The organism is Candidatus Poriferisodalis sp., from assembly GCF_965198245.1.
Classification (GTDB): domain Bacteria; phylum Actinomycetota; class Acidimicrobiia; order Acidimicrobiales; family Poriferisodalaceae; genus Poriferisodalis.
In genome coordinates this window covers 2087369-2104875 of record NZ_OZ240249.1, presented here as the reverse complement: position 1 = coordinate 2104875, position 17507 = coordinate 2087369, and the positions used below count along the sequence as shown (strand labels likewise).

At 63.7% G+C, this 17507-nt stretch carries 19 protein-coding genes; 11 read left to right on the top strand and 8 right to left on the bottom strand.

Annotated elements, in window-relative coordinates:
* Positions 1 to 28: 28 nt before the first annotated feature.
* The 6 genes from ACOCMM_RS09720 to ACOCMM_RS09695 form a co-directional block, all read right to left on the bottom strand.
* On the bottom strand, positions 29 to 418 hold the full coding sequence (locus tag ACOCMM_RS09720; protein ID WP_419552955.1) for a RidA family protein: 390 nt from the start codon (positions 416 to 418) through the stop codon (positions 29 to 31).
* A 58-nt stretch (positions 419 to 476) separates the two neighbouring features.
* Positions 477 to 1598 (bottom strand): LLM class flavin-dependent oxidoreductase, encoded by a 1122-nt coding sequence (locus tag ACOCMM_RS09715; protein WP_419552954.1) that lies wholly within the window; start codon positions 1596 to 1598, stop codon positions 477 to 479.
* Positions 1599 to 1852: 254 nt separating this feature from the next.
* Entirely contained in the window at positions 1853 to 3508 is a 1656-nt protein-coding gene (locus ACOCMM_RS09710; RefSeq protein WP_419552953.1) for an ABC transporter substrate-binding protein, read from the bottom strand.
* Positions 3509 to 3597: 89 nt separating this feature from the next.
* A complete protein-coding gene (locus ACOCMM_RS09705; RefSeq protein ID WP_419552952.1) occupies positions 3598 to 4539 on the bottom strand; it encodes an MBL fold metallo-hydrolase in 942 nt (313 codons plus the stop codon).
* A 25-nt stretch (positions 4540 to 4564) separates the two neighbouring features.
* Entirely contained in the window at positions 4565 to 5503 is a 939-nt protein-coding gene (locus ACOCMM_RS09700; protein WP_419552951.1) for a fumarylacetoacetate hydrolase family protein, read from the bottom strand.
* 43 nt (positions 5504 to 5546) lie between these two features.
* Positions 5547 to 6272 carry a GntR family transcriptional regulator gene (locus tag ACOCMM_RS09695; RefSeq protein WP_419552950.1) on the bottom strand — a complete coding sequence of 242 codons (726 nt, stop codon included), beginning with the start codon at positions 6270 to 6272 and terminating at the stop codon, positions 5547 to 5549.
* Between the two features lie 101 nt (positions 6273 to 6373).
* On the opposite strand from ACOCMM_RS09695, the gene ACOCMM_RS09690 reads away from it, so the two are divergent.
* The 5 genes from ACOCMM_RS09690 to ACOCMM_RS09670 all read left to right on the top strand — a co-directional run bounded on the left by ACOCMM_RS09690 (position 6374) and on the right by ACOCMM_RS09670 (position 10891).
* Complete coding sequence (locus ACOCMM_RS09690; RefSeq protein WP_419552949.1) at positions 6374 to 6961, top strand: carboxymuconolactone decarboxylase family protein; 588 nt, start codon at positions 6374 to 6376, stop codon at positions 6959 to 6961.
* A 61-nt stretch (positions 6962 to 7022) separates the two neighbouring features.
* Positions 7023 to 7967 (top strand): ABC transporter permease, encoded by a 945-nt coding sequence (locus tag ACOCMM_RS09685; RefSeq protein WP_419552948.1) that lies wholly within the window; start codon positions 7023 to 7025, stop codon positions 7965 to 7967.
* Complete coding sequence (locus ACOCMM_RS09680) at positions 7964 to 8860, top strand: ABC transporter permease (protein ID WP_419552947.1); 897 nt, start codon at positions 7964 to 7966, stop codon at positions 8858 to 8860. Before ACOCMM_RS09685 ends, ACOCMM_RS09680 begins: the two co-directional genes overlap by 4 nt.
* The gene (locus ACOCMM_RS09675; protein ID WP_419552946.1) at positions 8853 to 9863 is read left to right on the top strand and encodes an ABC transporter ATP-binding protein; all 1011 of its coding nucleotides are present in this window, start codon (positions 8853 to 8855) and stop codon (positions 9861 to 9863) included. The genes ACOCMM_RS09680 and ACOCMM_RS09675 overlap by 8 nt, the downstream gene beginning before the upstream one ends.
* Complete coding sequence (locus ACOCMM_RS09670) at positions 9860 to 10891, top strand: ABC transporter ATP-binding protein (RefSeq protein WP_419552945.1); 1032 nt, start codon at positions 9860 to 9862, stop codon at positions 10889 to 10891. Before ACOCMM_RS09675 ends, ACOCMM_RS09670 begins: the two co-directional genes overlap by 4 nt.
* Positions 10892 to 11041: 150 nt before the next feature.
* On the opposite strand, the gene ACOCMM_RS09665 is transcribed toward ACOCMM_RS09670, so the two are convergent.
* Both ACOCMM_RS09665 and ACOCMM_RS09660 read right to left on the bottom strand, forming a co-directional pair.
* The gene (locus ACOCMM_RS09665; protein WP_419552944.1) at positions 11042 to 11317 is read right to left on the bottom strand and encodes a TauD/TfdA dioxygenase family protein; all 276 of its coding nucleotides are present in this window, start codon (positions 11315 to 11317) and stop codon (positions 11042 to 11044) included.
* A complete protein-coding gene (locus ACOCMM_RS09660; protein ID WP_419552943.1) occupies positions 11232 to 11579 on the bottom strand; it encodes a TauD/TfdA dioxygenase family protein in 348 nt (115 codons plus the stop codon). The genes ACOCMM_RS09665 and ACOCMM_RS09660 overlap by 86 nt, the downstream gene beginning before the upstream one ends.
* 70 nt (positions 11580 to 11649) lie before the next feature.
* Between ACOCMM_RS09660 and ACOCMM_RS09655 the strand changes: the two genes are divergently transcribed.
* The 6 genes from ACOCMM_RS09655 (at position 11650) to ACOCMM_RS09630 (ending at position 17412) form a co-directional block, all read left to right on the top strand.
* Entirely contained in the window at positions 11650 to 12042 is a 393-nt protein-coding gene (locus tag ACOCMM_RS09655; RefSeq protein WP_419552942.1) for a hypothetical protein, read from the top strand.
* 172 nt (positions 12043 to 12214) lie between these two features.
* On the top strand, positions 12215 to 13453 hold the full coding sequence (locus ACOCMM_RS09650; RefSeq protein WP_419552941.1) for a cytochrome P450: 1239 nt from the start codon (positions 12215 to 12217) through the stop codon (positions 13451 to 13453).
* 26 nt (positions 13454 to 13479) lie between these two features.
* Positions 13480 to 15378 (top strand): alkyl/aryl-sulfatase, encoded by a 1899-nt coding sequence (locus tag ACOCMM_RS09645; protein ID WP_419552940.1) that lies wholly within the window; start codon positions 13480 to 13482, stop codon positions 15376 to 15378.
* A gap of 23 nt (positions 15379 to 15401) precedes the next feature.
* Positions 15402 to 15800, top strand: coding sequence for a protocatechuate 4,5-dioxygenase subunit alpha (gene ligA, locus ACOCMM_RS09640; protein ID WP_419552939.1), 399 nt, complete (start codon positions 15402 to 15404; stop codon positions 15798 to 15800).
* Entirely contained in the window at positions 15797 to 16684 is an 888-nt protein-coding gene (locus tag ACOCMM_RS09635) for a class III extradiol dioxygenase subunit beta (RefSeq protein ID WP_419552938.1), read from the top strand. The genes ligA and ACOCMM_RS09635 overlap by 4 nt, the downstream gene beginning before the upstream one ends.
* 68 nt (positions 16685 to 16752) lie before the next feature.
* Positions 16753 to 17412: a TetR/AcrR family transcriptional regulator gene (locus ACOCMM_RS09630; protein WP_419552937.1), complete on the top strand. Its 660-nt coding sequence runs from the start codon at positions 16753 to 16755 to the stop codon at positions 17410 to 17412.
* Positions 17413 to 17507 lie beyond the last annotated feature (95 nt).

The window sequence follows — 17507 nt, the reverse complement described above, 5'->3', positions numbered from 1 at the left end:
CCTGCCGGCCGAGGCATTCCGGGGTTGCCTACTCCTTGTAAGCGACCACTTCGATCTCGATGAGCGCCCCGGGAATGACGATCCCAGCGATCACGGTCGTGCTTGCGGGCGGGTCCGTCGGGAAGTACTTCTTGCGAGCTGCGCTGTACTCGCCGTACTGCTCGATGTCGGTGATGAACGCCTGCAACTTGACGACATCGGCCATCGAGAAGCCTTCCTCGCTCAGCGCGAGGCTCATGTAGTCGAAGATCTCCTCGGTCTGCCCGCCCATTCCTTTGCTCAAGTCGTTCGCGATGGAACCCGAGATGTAGATGGACGGTCCGGCTCGCACCGCTACGGAGAAAGCCCCCGATCGGATGAGCTCAGGAACCGGATGGGCCTCGATGAGTGCTTCTGAAACTATGACCTTGCCAGCCATCAATCATTCCCCCTTGTGATCGGATGAGATTCTTGGTCTCGTCATGTTCCCACGACCATCAGGTCAAGAACCGAGGCTTCTCCACGCCGTAGTCGCCCCACATCGATTGTCGTCTGATGGCGTTGGGTCCGCGGAACTCCGGTATCACGTACTTGCCGATGAGCTCGATCGCCTTCAGGTGCTGTGAGACGCCGAGATCGTCGATACGCAAGACGATCTCGTCGACACCCATCGCCTCGAGACGCTTGATTCGCTCGACAAGGTCGTCGGGCGTGCCGATCATGATCGTCGGGGTGAACTCTCCAAGGGCCAGGGGATCGTTTTCGTGTTCCTTCATCTTGCGGATCTCGTTGATGCCCTCGAAGCCCGACCGCTGATCCAGCTGGTCGTACATGTCATACGTGCTGCGGAAGAACCTGATCACGTCGTGGCGGGATTCCTCGACGGCCGCTTCCCGAGTTGCAGCACAATGACTCGTGAGAGGGCAGAAGCAGAGCGACGTGTTGACCGGGTACTTCGCAATCGGCTCAGGTGTCTTGCAAGCGTCGCGGTACAGCCCAATGAGCCCTTCGAGGTAATCCCAGCCCAAGTACGAGTCGTTGGTAATGGCCCCAAGGCCCATGTTTCCCGCAATCGTGTGTGTCTCGGGACTGATGGTGACCACCCAGATCGGAAAGAGCTCCTCGCGGTAGAGCCGCGGGGTCACCTCGATCGGCGGGATCTTGTAGAACTCGCCGTGGTGCTCCATCGGGAACTCCGTGAGCGCCTTCACTGTCACTTCGAGGCCTTCGCGCCACTGAGCCCGGGTGTCGGAAGGGTCGACCTCGAACGGATCCAGCGTCTTGACGTTGTTTGATCGAGCCGTGCACAGCTCGACTCGACCGTGAGACAGGATGTCGACTGTCGCCAAGTGATTCGCCACCTTGATCGGGTGGTTGAACTTCAGCATCAGGATCGACATGAATCGGAGCTTGATCCGGCTCGTGCGCATCGCGACTGCGCCGTAGAGCGTCTCGGGCGCAGCGATCGTGGCACCAGGGGCAAAGTGCTGCTCAGAGGTTCCCCAGAAGTCCCACCCCATCTCCTCGCACAGCTCCGCCTCGCGGATGACCTCGTGCAGCCGGTGATGATGCGTCATCCCCCGCGGTGTCGTTCCCTCACTCAAGAACCCGAACCGCATGAGTCAACTCCCCCTGCGTGCGCGCTGTGATGCCCCGGCGCAGCGCAATCATCCTCGCACAGGCCTCATGCGGAGGCCCCGTGGCGCGCAGATCGTCGAGCACATTTTGCGACGCGTCCAGCGCTAGCAGGGCGCTGAGAAAGTCCCGATTCGAGGGCTGCTCGATGACAAACCCGCAGGTCAGAAGCTTGCAGTTCTTGCGAGACCTGCGTTCTCAGCACCCCGCTAGACACGGCGTCTTGACTGTTCAGTGACTATTCGTCGATGTATATGCCGATCACATCGACATCGCTGAGTGTTGACAAGAGGCTGACGCCGCCCACCTCGGGACGGTGCGCCATCAGCGAGGCCGGGGTGCACACGGCGACCGTCAACTGCTCATCGACCAGGAGCTGGGCCATCTCGTGATAGAGCGGCGCACGGTCAGCCTCGTTCGTCGCTGCTTGGGCCCGAACGTGGAGGTCGAAGACCCCCGGCACCTCGTAGCCGCCAGGATTGAATGGACTCTGGGGAAGCCAGATCGTCGCGACGAACTTGGCCGGATCGGCAGCACCCGGATTGAGTGACCAATAGGCGTCAGCCGTCTTGTTGACGACGAAACCCGAGATCAACTCGGGAATCGGCGTCGGAGCCACGTTGATGGTCACGCCGACATCGGCGAAGAAGGCCTGGATCGCCTCGGCCATAGCCACAAAGCTCGGAATGTTCGCCGTGATCACCGTGAACTCGAGATCGGTCACCCCCTCGGCTTCGAGAATCGCCTTGGCCCCGTCCGGATCGAAGGGGTGGTAGTCGGCATCGATGTCAGGGTTGTGCGCGAACCATCCCTTGCCGAAGACCTGATCTATGGGAGCGCACTCGCCGTTGAACAGTGCCGCACCAAACGCCTCCTGATCAATCGCCATCGCCAAGGCTCGACGCACTGCGGGGTTCGACAGCTCGGGCACTCTTTCGGTGTTGATGAAGAGCTGATAGAGAGCCGTCGAGAATCGCTCGGAAATGACCAAGCCAAGGTCCGCGACATCGTCGCGAGTGAACACGACGGTGTCGAGCACCCCGCCATCGACCTCTCCCCCGACCGTGGCATTGACCCGGGTGGAGGGATCGAGCACGAACCGCAGTTCGAGGTTCTCGACTTTGGGAAACTCAGGGTTCCAGTAGTCGTCGAATGCAACGGCGAACATTGCCTCATCGACGCGGAACTCGGTCGCTACGAACGGACCTGCTCCCACTGGCATAGTCGCCAGATCCTCATTGTCCATCGCTGCGGGCGAGATCATCATGCCGGCTTGATCAGACAGGAGTGCCGGCAGCGCGCCGCCGGGCGCCTTGAGGTTGATCTGAATCGTGTAGTTGTCGATCACGTCGACCGAGTCGATGGCCAACAGATCGACGAATGTTCCGCCGCTCACAGCCGGATCGCGTGCCCGGTCAATGTTGATCTTGGCTGCTGTGGCGTCGAAGCTCGTGCCGTCGTGGAACAGCACACCTTCACGAAGGTCAAACGTGAGGACCGAACCGTCGCCCGAGAACTCCCAGTTCGTGGCGAGCATGGCCTGAACGTCGCCGTTGCCATCGATCCTGGTGAGGCGGTCATAGAAGGGGTACATCCACGACCGGCCGAAAGGATTGGTCGCCTTGTGGGGATCGAAGAAATTTGCCCCGTTCGAACCAAGCGCCCACTTCAGCGTTCCGCTTCTTCCTTCGGGCGCCGCCGGCTCATCGGCCTCGGCCGCAGCCTCTCCCGACACGTCATCGGCGGTCGCGTCCTGGTCCGCCGCAGGCGCCGTGTCATCAGACGGAGCATCAGATGGAGCATCAGACGTGGCATCGTCGTCGGAGCCGCATGCTGCGGTGATCAGAGTGAACGCCAGCAATAGGGCCAGCAATTGAACCCATTTCTTCTTCATGGTGACATCTCTTTCTTCATGGTGACATTTCCTCTCGGGTTGCTTGAATTCACGGCGCGAACCGCTGCCTGAACTCTCTGATGTCTGTGTCAGCGACGGGCGTAGTGCGCCATGCCCAGCAGGAGCTCGGGGATGGGGGGCAGCTCACCCGCCGAATCGAGTTCGGCGTACACGGCCTGTACGTTGACCACGAGTCGCTCGCTGTCGCCCCAGTCGGCGAACTCGCCGAGATCGATGTCGTTCACCGCGTCGTGAGCGGACATGCCGCCAGCGTGGCGAGCCGATGCTTCTCGGTGCACGAACTCGAGATAGTTCTTGACCATCTGAGCGCCCTGCTTGTCGGTCACCGGACCGTGTCCGGGGACGACGGTGTCGACATCGAGCTCGATGATCCGATTGCACGCCGAGATCCAGTTGGCGAATGGGCCAGCCCACACGATCGGCGTGCCGTAGATGAACAGGATGTCTCCTGTGTAGACGGTCTTGGAGTCGGGAACGTAGGCGAGGAGGTCGCCTTCGGTGTGGGCAGGACCGACCTCGATGAGCTCGACCGTGCGACCGCCGACCGACAAGCGCAGTGACTCAGTGAACGTGCGCGTCGGTGGCGTCATCACGATGCCACCGAAGTCGAACGGGCCAAACGCTCCGCGCAGGAACTCATTGACAACCGGATCTCCGTAGTCAGCTTCGATCAACCCGGCGAGTGCCTCGGCGGGCACGTCGAAGAACTCTTCGGCGCATGCCTCGGTGGCAATGATCTCCGCGCCGTCGAGCAACTGGTTGCCGAAGGTGTGATCTCCGTTGGAGTGGGTGTTGACGAGCGTGGCGATCGGGCAGTTCGCGGTCACTGCGGCTATGCCGTCGAGCATGTCCCGAGTGAGCTTGAGGTCAAAGAGCGTGTCGACCAGCAGGGACGCGCCATCGCCAGTGACGAGCCCCGCATTGCTCCAGCCCCAACCGCCATCGGGCTGGAGCCAAGCGAAGGTTCCGTCACCGATCTCGACGAGTCCGAGGTCGTAGTTCCGGTCCATCGTTTTCCCCCTTATGAATGACGGCTCAGAATCCCGTGCGCAGCCGATGAACCTCGGCCGCAGGCAGGATCGTTTGCGAACATTTGCCCAGTTCCTGGACCTCGAGCCGGACCTCATCGCCGGGCACGAGCCATCCGGGAAAGTCGTCAGCCCCTTGAACCGCGAAGTGCTCGAACAGACAGCCGGTGGGCACGGTGCCCGAGCAGATGGCCTCGCCGGGCCGCAGGGCCGTCCCCCGAGATGCATAGGCGATGATCTCGCCGAAGGACCAGTCCATCTGGTCCATCCATCCGTACGAAATCTGGTCGCCGTTGACGTAGGCGGCCATCTCCAAGTGATAGGAGTTTCCGGCGCGGAAGGATTTCAGCTCATCGGCGGTCACGAGCATGGGGCCGAAGGTGTTCGCACCGTCCTTGCCCTTGGAGGGGCCCAGACTGAGCTTCATCTCACGCATCTGCAGGTCGCGGGCGCTCCAGTCGCAGAAGATCGTGAAGCCGGCGATGTGCGACTCGGCCTCGTCTGGATGAATGTCGCGACCACCCCGGCCGATGATCGCGGCGATCTCGAGCTCGTAGTCGAACCACACGCACCCTGGCGAGATCTCGACGGGGTCGTTCGGGCCGATCACCGAGGATGTATTCGAGAAATAGAACGCGGGGATCTGCTCCCACAGAGAGTCCATGTCGATCCCGGCCGCGGCCTGGGCATTCCTGAGGTGGTCGAGGAAGCAGAGAAAGTCGCGGACTTGGGGTGGCCGTACCGGCGGCGCGAGATCTGCGGTAGCCAGGTCGATGACCTCGATCGGATCATGCTCGGCCCGCTCAGCTGCGCTTGCAAGTTCCGACCCATCGTCGCCGAGGAGATCGATGAGCGCGGTGTCATCGTCGAGGCCATAGATCGAACTGTCGCGGACGAGTCCGACCCGTTCCGACGAGTCGCTAGCTCGGTAAGTCACCCATTTCATTCTCAGTTCCTCTGTCGCTGCTGCCGCATGCTGACGCCCAAGATCATCTGGCGGCAGCCGGCTCGTGGTCGTGAACAGCTGCGGACAAGTCCATGAACCCCTCTGCCCGCGCCCGCGCCGTGATTGAGCGCGCTGTCAGCCGAATGTGCTCTTCGAGAAGCTGACACGCGCTAGTGACATCGCGATCCAGCGCCGCCTGTGTGATCAAGCGATGCTCTTCTGCGACGGGTCGAATGTCACCCTCATCGGCTGGCTGGGACCACCGGCGATAGAGCTCGCCCGAATCCCGCAGCGCTATGGCAACGGAAATAAGCCGCTTCGAGGGGCACCCTTCGAGCAGCACTTCGTGGAATTTGCGGTGCACGACCGTCCACGGTTCATTTCGACTGCTTGCATAGTCTGCCAAATCGAGCGGCGTGCGTTCCAACGCATGGTGCACCGCCACCAGCGAGGACTCCCAGGCCAGGTCGCCATGCTCGATTGACAGCTTCAGGGCTTGAATCTCGATCACACACCGTGCGGTCACCAGATCTTCGAGGTCTGCGATGGAGATCGGGGCGACACGATAGCCCTGCTGGGGCTCGGAGCGGACGAGACCCTGCTCGACAAGGCGGGACAGACCTTCGCGGATGACGCTGGCGCTGGCCCCGTAACGTTCCGTAAGCATTGCAGACGGGAGCTTGGAACCCGGTTGGAAGGTACCGCCCACAAGGTCGGCCTTGATGCGCTGGTACACCTTCTCACCGCGAGTTGAGCTGCCCGATGCCATGCCGCGGACGCTAGTCGCCTCCTGCGACATTCACAACTATTCTCGCTTTTACCTTGACATTTCGAAATTCTTGACACAGGCTGTCGCCGAAAGGAGCAAACATGTCAAACGTCCAGCCGCTCAAACGTGAGGATCTGCCCCAATTCGAGGAAATCTTCAACATGATCGACGCGCACATGGGATTCCTCCCGACCTCGCTCCTCACGATGGGTCGCGTGCCCGAAGTCCTGGGCGGCTTCCTGGCACTCGGCGGCGCCATTCTCCAGAATCCGGTGGTCGACAGGGAGCTGAAGAGTCTCGTCTCGCACGCTGCGAGCGCTGCGAATGGGTGCCGCTACTGCCAAGCGCACACCGGCGCGACGGCCGCCCAGCAGGGTACCGACCCGGTAAGGGTCGCTGCGGTGTGGGAGTTCGAGACCTCCGACCTGTTCACCCCCGCCGAGCGCGCCGCCCTCAGGCTGGCCTTCCACTCAGGATCAAGCCCGAACGCAGCCACAGCGGAGGACTTCGAGGAGTGCCGCAAGTACTACTCGGAGGAACAAATCGTCGCGATTGTGGCTGTATGCGCCCTGTTCGGCTACCTCAACCGCTGGAATGACACAATGGCCACCCAGCTCGAATCCGAGCCCAGCGAGTTCGGGACCGATCACCTGACCGCCGTCGGCTGGCAAATCGGCCGGCACGCCTGAAGGACCGCCGATGCCGAGAGCCATGCACCCGGACTCACTGCTCATCGAGTGATCGGAACCAATGCTCCGCTTAGCCGCTCAACGGCTGCTGAAAGTCATCCCGCTCCTGGTGCTCGTGAGCTTCGTTTCATTTGGGCTGCTGAATCTGGTTCCAGGCGATCCCGCTGTACAGATTGCGGGCGAGTTCGCCACCGACGAACAGATAGCGGGAATACGCATTGATCTCGGGCTCGACCGTCCCTGGCCGGCCCGCTACGCCTCGTGGCTTGGCGACGCTGTCAGGGGCGACTTTGGGGTGTCCCTGTTCTCGAAGGTGTCAGTGGGGTCCCAGATCCTGGACCGGCTCGGGGCCACGGTGTCGCTCATTGGCTTGGCGCTGGTGGTTTCGGCGCTGATCGGCGTCCCTGCCGGCACGTTCGCCGGCTGGCGGGAAGAATCGACCCTCGATCGCTTCCTGACCGTCGGCACAACGGTGGGTGTCGCCGTCCCGGTATTCGTTGTGGCCCCGATCCTCATCCTTATCTTCGGTCTCAAGCTGCAATGGTTGCCCGCCACCGGCTATGTCGCAATCACTGAGAATCCCATCGATTGGGTACGGGGCCTCATGCTGCCTGCCGTTGCGCTAGCGCTGACGGGGGCAGCGGAAATTGCCCGCCAAACGCGGGCTGGCGTGATCGACGTAAAAAAGCAGGACTTCGTACGGACTGCGCAGGCCAACGGGCTTGCAACGTGGCAGGTGCTGGGAAAACACACGCTCAAGAACGCAATGATCCCCGTCGTCACGGTGATCGGCCTGCAGATTGGGCGGCTGTTCGGTCTGTCGGTCCTGATCGAGCAGCTCTTCAATATCCCGGGACTGGGCAGCCGCCTCGTCACAGCGGTCTTCGAGAACGACGTCCCCTTCATTCAGGGGACCGTGCTGATACTCGGGACGGTGATTGTGCTGGTGAACGCAGCCGTGGACATCTCCTACGGGTATTTCAACCCCAGGGTTCGAGGCTCATGAGCGCCGCCGGCCACGAGGTTGCGGTTGCCGAGATGGCTCCGGTGACGACGGAGACGAGGTGGGCTCGGTTCCTGCGCCGTTTCGGTCGCCAGCGTTGGGCCATCGTCGCGCTGGCCTTCCTCGCCGTCGTCATTGTCTGCGCGATCTTCGCGCCGTGGGTAGCACCGCACGACCCGGCCAATCAGAATCTCTCGGACAGCTTCGCCGGGATGAGCGGCGAGTACTGGCTCGGGGCCGACCGTCTCGGTCGCGACACATTCGCCCGGTTGATTTTCGGGGCCAGGTTCTCTCTGCTCGCAGCCGCGCAGGCGGTGCTCGTGGCGACCGTCCTCGGCGTACCGATCGGCGTAGTGGCAGGGCTGGCCCGGGGGCGGGTCGACGCCATCGCGTCGCTGGTGGCCGACGCAATCCTGTCGATTCCGGCAATTGTCCTCGCTCTCGCCATCATTGGTGTGCTGCGACCCAACCTCACCAATGCCATGATCGCCATCGGAATCGTGTACGCGCCGCGCCTGTTCCGCGTTGTGCGCAGTGCCGCCATCTCAGTGAGGGAAGAGACCTACATCGACGCGGCCAGAGCGAGCGGCGTCGGCATGCTGACCATCGCCCGCACGCACGTGATCCCCAATGTCCTCTCGCCGCTGCTCGTCCAGATCTCGCTGGCGCTGGGCTTTGCGGTCCTCGCAGAAGCCGGCATCAGCTTCCTCGGCCTTGGGGTCCAGCCCCCCGACGCCAGCTGGGGCGTGATGCTCGGCCAGGGAACCGTTCAGCTGGAGGCACAGCCGCTCCTCATCTTGGCCCCCGGCGCGGCCATCATGGTGACGGTATTGGCATTCAACATCCTCGGCGACGGCCTCAACGACTCGCTCGGGCGAGAGATCCGGCGTGAGTAGCCGCGGGGCGCCCGCCGCCGAACCAGTGCTGCAGGTCGAGGACCTGGCTGTGGAGTTCTTCACTGAGCACGGCTGGCTGTCCGTGGTTGACGGCGTGTCATTCGAGGTCGGTCGCGGAGAGACAGTCGGTTTGATCGGCGAGTCCGGGTGCGGGAAGTCGGTCACTGCTCTAGCCGTTATCGGGCTCATCCCGCGCCGGACAGGCCGGATCTCGCGCGGCCGCATCCGGTTGGACGGACGCGACCTGCTCTCGCTGGATGAGAGGGACCTGCGGGAGATCCGCGGACGCAAGGTCGCGATGGTCTTCCAGGAACCAATGACCAGCATTGATCCGGCGTTCACCGTTGGCAAGCAGATGGTTGAAGTGCTGCGCCGCCATCTGCCGATGTCCAAGACGCAGGCGCGACAGCGATCTATCGAACTGCTCGACCGGGTCGGCATAACCGATCCCCATCGCCGGATCGACAGCTTTCCCCACGAGCTCTCAGGCGGGATGCGCCAACGAGTGCTCATCGCCATGGCCCTGTCGTGCGAACCAGATCTGCTCATTGCCGATGAGCCCACCACGGCTCTGGACGTCACCGTGCAAGCCCAAGTGCTCGACCTCCTCGCCGGCCTCCAGGCGGAGATGGGCACGGCGGTGCTTCTGGTCACGCACGATCTCGGCGTGGTGTCCGAGAACTGCGAGCGGGTCATCGTCATGTACGCCGGCGAGGTCGTCGAGACTGCCGGCACCGGCGATCTGTTCGGTCGGCCTCGCCATCCATACACCGCCGCCATGCTGGGGAGCTTGCCGGGGCTGCACCCCGATGAGCCGCTCGATCCGATACCCGGCATCGTCCCGCCCCGTCATGCGCTCCCGCCTGGTTGCTGGTACGAGCCACGCTGCGAGCACGCGATCGAGGTGTGCGCCTCGGGCCATCCCACACTTGTCGATATCGAAGAGCGAAGCGTGAGATGCCTGCGTGCTGACGAACTCCGATTGCCGGGAGTCGGGGCGTGAGCGAGGCCGCGACCGGAACGGCGACGTCGATACTCGACGTGTCCGATGTGTCCAAATCGTTCCCCGCCTCGAAAGACCTCTTGGGACGTGTCACGGCCCGCCTGCAAGCGGTCGTCCAAGCGTCCCTGTCGATTGCCCCAGGCGAGACACTGGGACTCGTCGGAGAATCGGGTTCAGGAAAATCGACGCTTGGCCGGCTGGTGATGCGGCTCCTCGATGTCGACGCCGGTCGAATCGTGCTCGAAGGTTCCGATATCACCGAGGCTCGTGGGTCCGAGCTCCGCGCCGCCCGGCGCAAGATGCAGATTGTCTTCCAGGATCCGCAGTCATCGCTCGACCCGAACTGGCTCGTCCGCGACATCATCGCCGAGCCCCTGCGGGCCTACGGAGTCACCCGAGCCGAGCGGGAGGCGGCCACCGAGCGGCTGCTGGTAGACGTCGGCCTCGAGCCGACGCACGGTGCCCGCTACGCGTCGGAGTTCTCCGGCGGCCAGCGCCAGCGTGTGGCCATTGCCCGCGCACTGGCTCTGGAACCGAATCTGGTCGTTTGCGACGAACCAGTGTCGGCACTCGATGTCTCCACTCAGGCGCAGGTGCTCAGCCTGCTGGAATCGCTGCGCGACCGGCGCGGGCTCGCCTACCTCTTCATCGCACATGACCTGGCCGTCGTGCACCACATCAGCCATCGCATCGCCGTGATGTACCTGGGGCGGATCGTCGAGGTGGGACCGGCCGACGAGATCTGCAGACGGCCACGGCACCCGTACACCGAGGCACTGCTGTCAGCTATGCCGAGCCCCAATCCAGCGGACCGCCGCCAGCGGATCCTGCTGACCGGAGAGATGCCGAGTCCCGTCAATACCCCACCGGGCTGCCGGTTCCAGACACGCTGTACGCACGCCATGGATCGGTGTCGCGAGATTGAGCCCGAGCTGGTGGCATTTGGCGACGTCGAGGTGGCGTGCCACTTGCACGACTCGGGGCCGATCCTGGCTGGAGCGAGTGTGACGGTGATTCCGCGAAAGTGATCATCTCCCGTCGAAACCCATTCGTCGTGAAGCCCGTCACCGGGAAGCTTCACACCTAACGAGCGCCATCTTCCACGAGTGGCCGGCCCGAGATGCCACAATCTGCGGCCCACGGTTGCCTTGGCCGTGGTGTCTCCGGCTATTCGCGATTCAGAAAGGGCGGTCGCCGATGAGGGTCACCCGCTCCATGCGCCGGTGCATGCCGCCGTGGTCTGGCACGGCGTAGTGCTGGGTGCAGCGGTTGTCCCACTGCGCGATCGACTCCGGCCGCCATCGGAACCGGCACTGGTACTCGGGCCTGCTCGCCTCGTCGTACAGCCGCCGTCGCAGCGGGCGGCTCTCATCTGGGGTCATCCCGTCGTTCGTGAGAGTGAAAGGGCGGTTGACGTACAGGCTCTTGCGCCCAGTGACAGGGTGCGTCCGCACGATCGGGTGCTTCTGGTGGCGCAAAGGGGTGAATCTCCAGTTCGCCCAGTGCCCGCCCGTAGGCCACATGTTGGACCTGAGTGAGGTGCTGATCCCGGAAGAACAGCACCTTGTGGGCCAACCAGGCGTCCTGCAGCTCGGCGATCAGCTCGCAGTCAAGTTCACGCAGGTCGACGTCGGCGATCTCGGCACCGATCGAGCCGGTGAGCGGCTCGACTCGGATGCGGTTGTAATCATTGGGCTTCACCGCGTCGACACGCACGTCACTCCCCGTTGGAGGCTCGGGACACATACTGTCAGCAATGGTCAAGTAATCGCGCAAGCGAGTGTGGATGAGCAGAACGACACTTCCGGCAGATTCCGCGTCGCTTGGCCGGCCGGACTGGCTGTACCAGGTCGTCGTCGACTATGCGGGCTTCGGCGCGCACCTGACAGGCACAGCTGCAGATCGATCCACAGCCGACTGGCTCATGAGTCTGATCTCCGAGATCGGCGGAACGGCGACGCTCGAGGCCTTCGCCTTTGACCGATTCGATGTTCGGGCCGAGCTGCTTGGCGACGGTCGAGCGGTGCCGTCGGTCCCGCTCTACTACAGCTCCACGGGCAGCTTCGACACCGACGACGTGCAGGTGGTCAGGTTTGGCGCCGGCCTCGCTGGCTCCGCCCTGGCATTCGACGAGCGGCTGCGCGAACTGGACCCGCGAGCCGAGGATGCGAGTCGGTGATGTCAGGTCAAGCCGATGGCAACATCGACGGTCCAGGACCGGCGATCTCGTCGGGTCGCCGGATTCTCTTGGGCATGAGCACACCTCCTACGCTGAACCCTTCAGTCCGACGCACACGCTCTGGCGACCACTTCACGAACTGACCCGCACGATTCACACAAAGGAACGCTTGATGACCGACACGGCACCTGTTGACGATTGGGACACCGACTACGACATCTTCGACCCGAGATACGTGACCGATCCGGCCCCTGTGTGGGACGAACTGCGGGAAGGATGCCCGGTCGCCCACACCGAGCGCTGGGGCGGCTCGTATCTTCCCACCCGATACGACGATGTCCAGGCCCTCGCCAAGATGGTTCCCGGGCTGTCGAGTGGCGACCCCCTGGTGACGACGCCGCCTCCGGAGATCATCGAAGAGCTTCTCGCGGACCCGGTGTTCGAAAAGTACGGAGCGAATGCCGCCCCGATCTCCGAAGACCCGCCCGTCCACGGCTGGACTCGCCGCCTGCTGCTGCCGCACTTCACGCCCAAAGCGGTAGAGATGCACCGTCAGTACACGCTCGATCTCGCCAACAGCCTGATCGATCAGTTCATCGATGCGGGCGCCGTCGATGGGGCCGGCCAGTATGCCCAGCAGATCCCGCCCCGAGTCATCGCCCATTTGATGGGTGTCGACGAGAGCCGGGTGGATGATTTCACCTACTGGGTGCAATGCATCTTGGAATTGGGGCTCGCAGACATCGAACTCCGCCTCAAGTACCGGAAGGTGATCCGGGACTACTTCCGCGACGTCGTCGAGGAGAAGCAGGCCAATCCGGACGACGGCTTCGTCTCAGCGCTGCTGGCGGGAAGCGACGACGAGGGCGAACCCATCGATCCCATGAGGGTGGTCGGCATGCTCAATCTGCAGCTCATTGCAGGCATTGACACCACATGGAGCTCGATCGGCTCGGCCCTGTGGCACTTTGGCACTCACCCTGCCGACCGTGAACGCATGGTGGCCGAGCCCGACCTGTGGCCTTCAGCCATCGAGGAGTTGCTGCGCTTCTACGCACCGGTGACGATGGGCCGCCGTGCCACCGAGGACGTGGAGGTACGCGGCGTCACGATCCCCAAGGGGAGCAAGGTGCTGATGAACTTCCCGGGTGCCAACCGCGACCCCGAAATGTTCGAGCGACCCGACGAGGTCATCCTGGATCGCCCCCACAATCGCCACATCGCGTTCGGCGCGGGCATCCATCGCTGCGCGGGCTCAAACCTGGCCCGCCTCGAGATGGACATTGCGCTGCGCACCTGGTTCGAGCGCATCGGGGACTTCGAGGTGAGCAAGCCCGACCAGGTGACTTGGGCCGGTGGGCAGGTCCGCGGCCCCCGCTACCTTCCGATCCGCTTCCCGTCCATCGGCTGACGCTACGCAGCTGCGGCGTGCCCTCCATGAATAACGACGACAAAGCGGCCAGCGCCGATCCGAAGGATCCAAAGGCGCCGACGCCGTTCACCGCCTCGGCCAACTCCGCGGCGGCTGCGATCTCCTTCGACGACCCGGGCGACTTCGACCGAGCCACCCGGGGACTCATCGCCCAACTCGACGGCGGTCGAGTCACCCTCGGCGACCACGTCGTGTTCGACGTCGCGCGCCACTCGTTCGTCACAGAGACAGACGAGGCACCGTCCTCAGTGCATCCGGGGCTGTGGCGTCAGGCCCGCCTCAACGTCAACCACGGGCTATTCGAGGTGGCCGACGGCGTATGGCAGGTCCGGGGCTATGACATTGCGAACATCACGTTCATGGTCGGCACCGACGGCTGGCTGGTCATTGATCCGCTGACCAATGCGGCGGCGGCTGCGGCCGCGCTGGACTTAGCCAACCGCACCCTCGGCGCTCGCCCGGTGACCTCGATTATCTACACCCACTCCCACGTCGACCACTTCGGCGGCGTGCTGGGCGTGACGACTCACGAAGCCGTAGCCAGCGGCGATGTCCAGATCGTCGCCCCCGTCGGATTCCTGGAAGAAGTAATCAGCGAGTTCGTCCTCGCCGGACCGATCATGGGCCGGCGGGCGGCCTACCAGTTCGGTCCCCTGCTGGCGCCCGGACCGCTGGGGCATGTCGACTGCGGCTTGGGCTCGGCGATGGGCTTGGCACGGTCAGACCTGCTGGCCCCGACCGACACCATCACCGAGACCGGCGAGGAACGGACCCTCAGCGGCACCCGGATCGTCTTCCAGAACACGCCCGATGCCGAGGCGCCCGCCGAGATGAACTTCTTCTTCCCGGACAAGCGGCTGCTGTGCATGGCCGAGAACTGCACCCACACACTGCACAACCTGTACCCGATCCGGGGAGCGCAAACCCGAGACGCACTCGCATGGAGCAAATACATCCAAGAAGCGATGGACCTGTGGGGCGCTGACACCGACGTCATGTTCGCAAGCCACCACTGGCCCCGGTTCGGCAAGGACGACGTGCGGGCCTTCCTTTCCTTGCAGCGAGACGTGTACCGCTGGATGCACGACCAGACAATGCGGCTGGCCAACCAAGGGTTGCGGCCCACCGAGATCGCAGCCCAGCTTCAGCTGCCCGCCGAATTCGACCAGTCCCACGTGCAGGGGTACTACGGCACGGTGTCGCACAACTGCCGCTCGGTGTACAACCGCTATCTCGGCTGGTACGACGGCAATCCCGCCAACCTGGATCCGCTTCCGCCAGTTGAGGCAGGCTCGAACTACGTCGAGTTCATGGGCGGTGCCGAAGCCGTGCTGGAGCAGGCGCGCCGATGCTTCGAGCGGGGCGAATACCGCTGGGTTGCCCAAGTCGTCAATCACGTGGTCTTCGCCGACCCGTCAAACCGGGAAGCTCGCAACCTGCAGGCCGACGCGCTCGAACAACTCGGCTACCAGTCCGAGTCGGCGACGTGGCGCAACGCCTATCTCATGGGTGCAAAGGAACTCCGCGAGGGCAGTCCGGACTGGGGCCGAGTTCCCACCCGGGACATGTCAGGGGCCATGACCGCCGAGCATCTGTTCGACGTGATCGGCGTCCGCTTTGATCCTGCTGCGTTCGACGCAGGTCCGGTCACGTTGAATGTCCACCTCACCGATCTCGGTGAGAACCACATGCTCGGCGTCGGCCGCTCGGCCATCCACCACAGGCCCAATGCCGTCGATCCCGATGCCTCGGCTTCGATCCGCACCGACCGGGCGACATTGGCTGCGGCGCTCAACGATGTGGCAGCGCTCGAGCGAGCCGAAATCTCCGGCAATCAGGAGTTGGTGCAAGCGCTGCTCGAAAGCCTGACAGTCTTCACCACGGCACCCCTGATCGAACCCTGACCCCGGCAGCCTGGGAGACAACCATGCCGCTCGACAAGCCCTACCTCGACGTGCCTGGCACCACCATCTTCGACACCGAACAGGCCCGGAGGGGCTACTGGCTCAACCAGTTCTGCATGTCGCTGATGAGCGAGGCGAACCGCGAGCGGTTCCGTGCCGACGAGCGTGCCTACGTCGAGGAATGGAACATGTCCGATGAGCAGAAGACCGGTGTGCTCGACCGCGACTTCAACCGGCTGATCGGCCTCGGCGGCAATATCTATTTCTTGGCAAAGATCGGCGCCACCGACGGCTTGTCCTTCGTCCAGATCGTCAGCTCAATGACCGAGAACGACGAGGAGGGCCACAAGGCGATGATGCTCGCCGGCGGCCGATCTCCCGACGGCAACCGCTACCTGAGCGAGTGGGAGGCGCAGGAGTGAGCGCACGCATCACCGCCAGTGTCTTCACGAGCCACGTGCCCGCCATCGGCGTCGCCATCGACCAGGACAAGACCGGCGAGGCTTACTGGCAACCCCTGTTCGCGGGGTACGAACCGGCCCGAGCGTGGATCCGGGAGAACACGCCCGACGCCGTGATCCTCGTCTACAACGACCACGCCAACGCATTCGGGCTCGAGATGATCCCGACGTTTGCTCTCGGCCTGGCAGCGAGCTACGAACCAGCCGACGAAGGATGGGGTCCCCGGCCCGTGCCGACCGTCCACGGCCACCCGGAGCTGGCGGCGCACATCGCGCACTCCGTAATCCAGCAGGACTTCGACCTGACCCTGATGAACGAGATGACGGTCGACCACGGGCTCACGGTCCCGCTGTCGATCATGTTCGGCCAGCCCCCGGCATGGCCCTGCCCGGTTGTGCCGCTCGCCGTCAACGTCGTGCAATACCCGGTCCCATCGGGCCGGCGCTGCCTGCAGCTCGGCCAGGCCATCCGGCGCGCCGTCGAGAGCTTCGACGACGACCTCGACGTTCAGATCTGGGGCACCGGCGGCATGAGCCACCAGCTCCAGGGGCCCCGCGCCGGTCTCATCAACCAGCCGTGGGACAAGGCGTTCATGGACCGACTGGTCGCCGATCCCGCCGATCTGGCTGACATGCCCCATATCGACTACGTCCGCGAGGCCGGCTCCGAAGGCATCGAGCTGGTCATGTGGCTCATTGCACGAGGGGCGATGGCCGACTGTGCTGATGTCGCCGACCCGGCCGGCCGTGCCGACAGTGCCGCGCCCACAGTTGTCCACCGCCTGTATCACGTGCCGGCCAGCAACACCGCCGTCGGCCAACTCATCCTGGAAGATCACTCCTAGCGCTCTCGCGCATGCGCCCGGCGACACTGAAATTCCGGCGTTACCAGCGTCGCTAGCGTTAGACGACGATGTCGATCACGGGTGACCCAATTCTCGGCGAGGACGCCGACCTCGACGTCACCGAAATGGGCAAACGCCAGCGCAACAAGCTGGACAAGCAGCGGCGCATCGTTGCCGCTGCCACCGCCCTCTTCCAAGAAAAGGGCTTCGAGGACACCACCACCGCGGAAATCGCCACGGCCGCAGGAATTGGCGCAGGCACGCTCTATCTCTACGTCGAGTCGAAGGAGGAGTTGCTCGTCAGCGCATTCGTCAACGTGGCAGGCGAGGCGTGGACCGAAGCCTTCGAGCTCGTCGACCGCTCAGCAAGTGTGGTCGATCAGATCATGACGCTGCTGCTCCACGTCACCGACCACCACGAAGCGGATCGCCGACTGGCTCGATCGTTCTTCAAGGAGCTCCCCTATGTGAGCAGGTCCGGCCGTGCCGGTACCGAAGCATTCACTGACTGGTTCTCCAAGCGGCTCGCCTCGCTGCTCGACGACGCGAGCGCTAACGGCATGCTCAACCCTGATGTGCCCAAAGCCACGCTCGCCTTCAACCTCTATTCGCTCTGGCAGGTCCTCATGCGGCGCCTCGTCACCGACAGGATCGCCTACGACGAGATGGTGACCGAGCTCGAAGACGCCGTCCGAGTCGCGGTGTGGGGATTGACGCCAGAAGCCTGAGCCCTCACGCAACCTTTCGCTCAGACCGTCGGCCGCAATTCTCTGTGCAGAAATGCCGCCTCAGGCGGCAAAATTGCGCAAAGAACCCGAAGGCT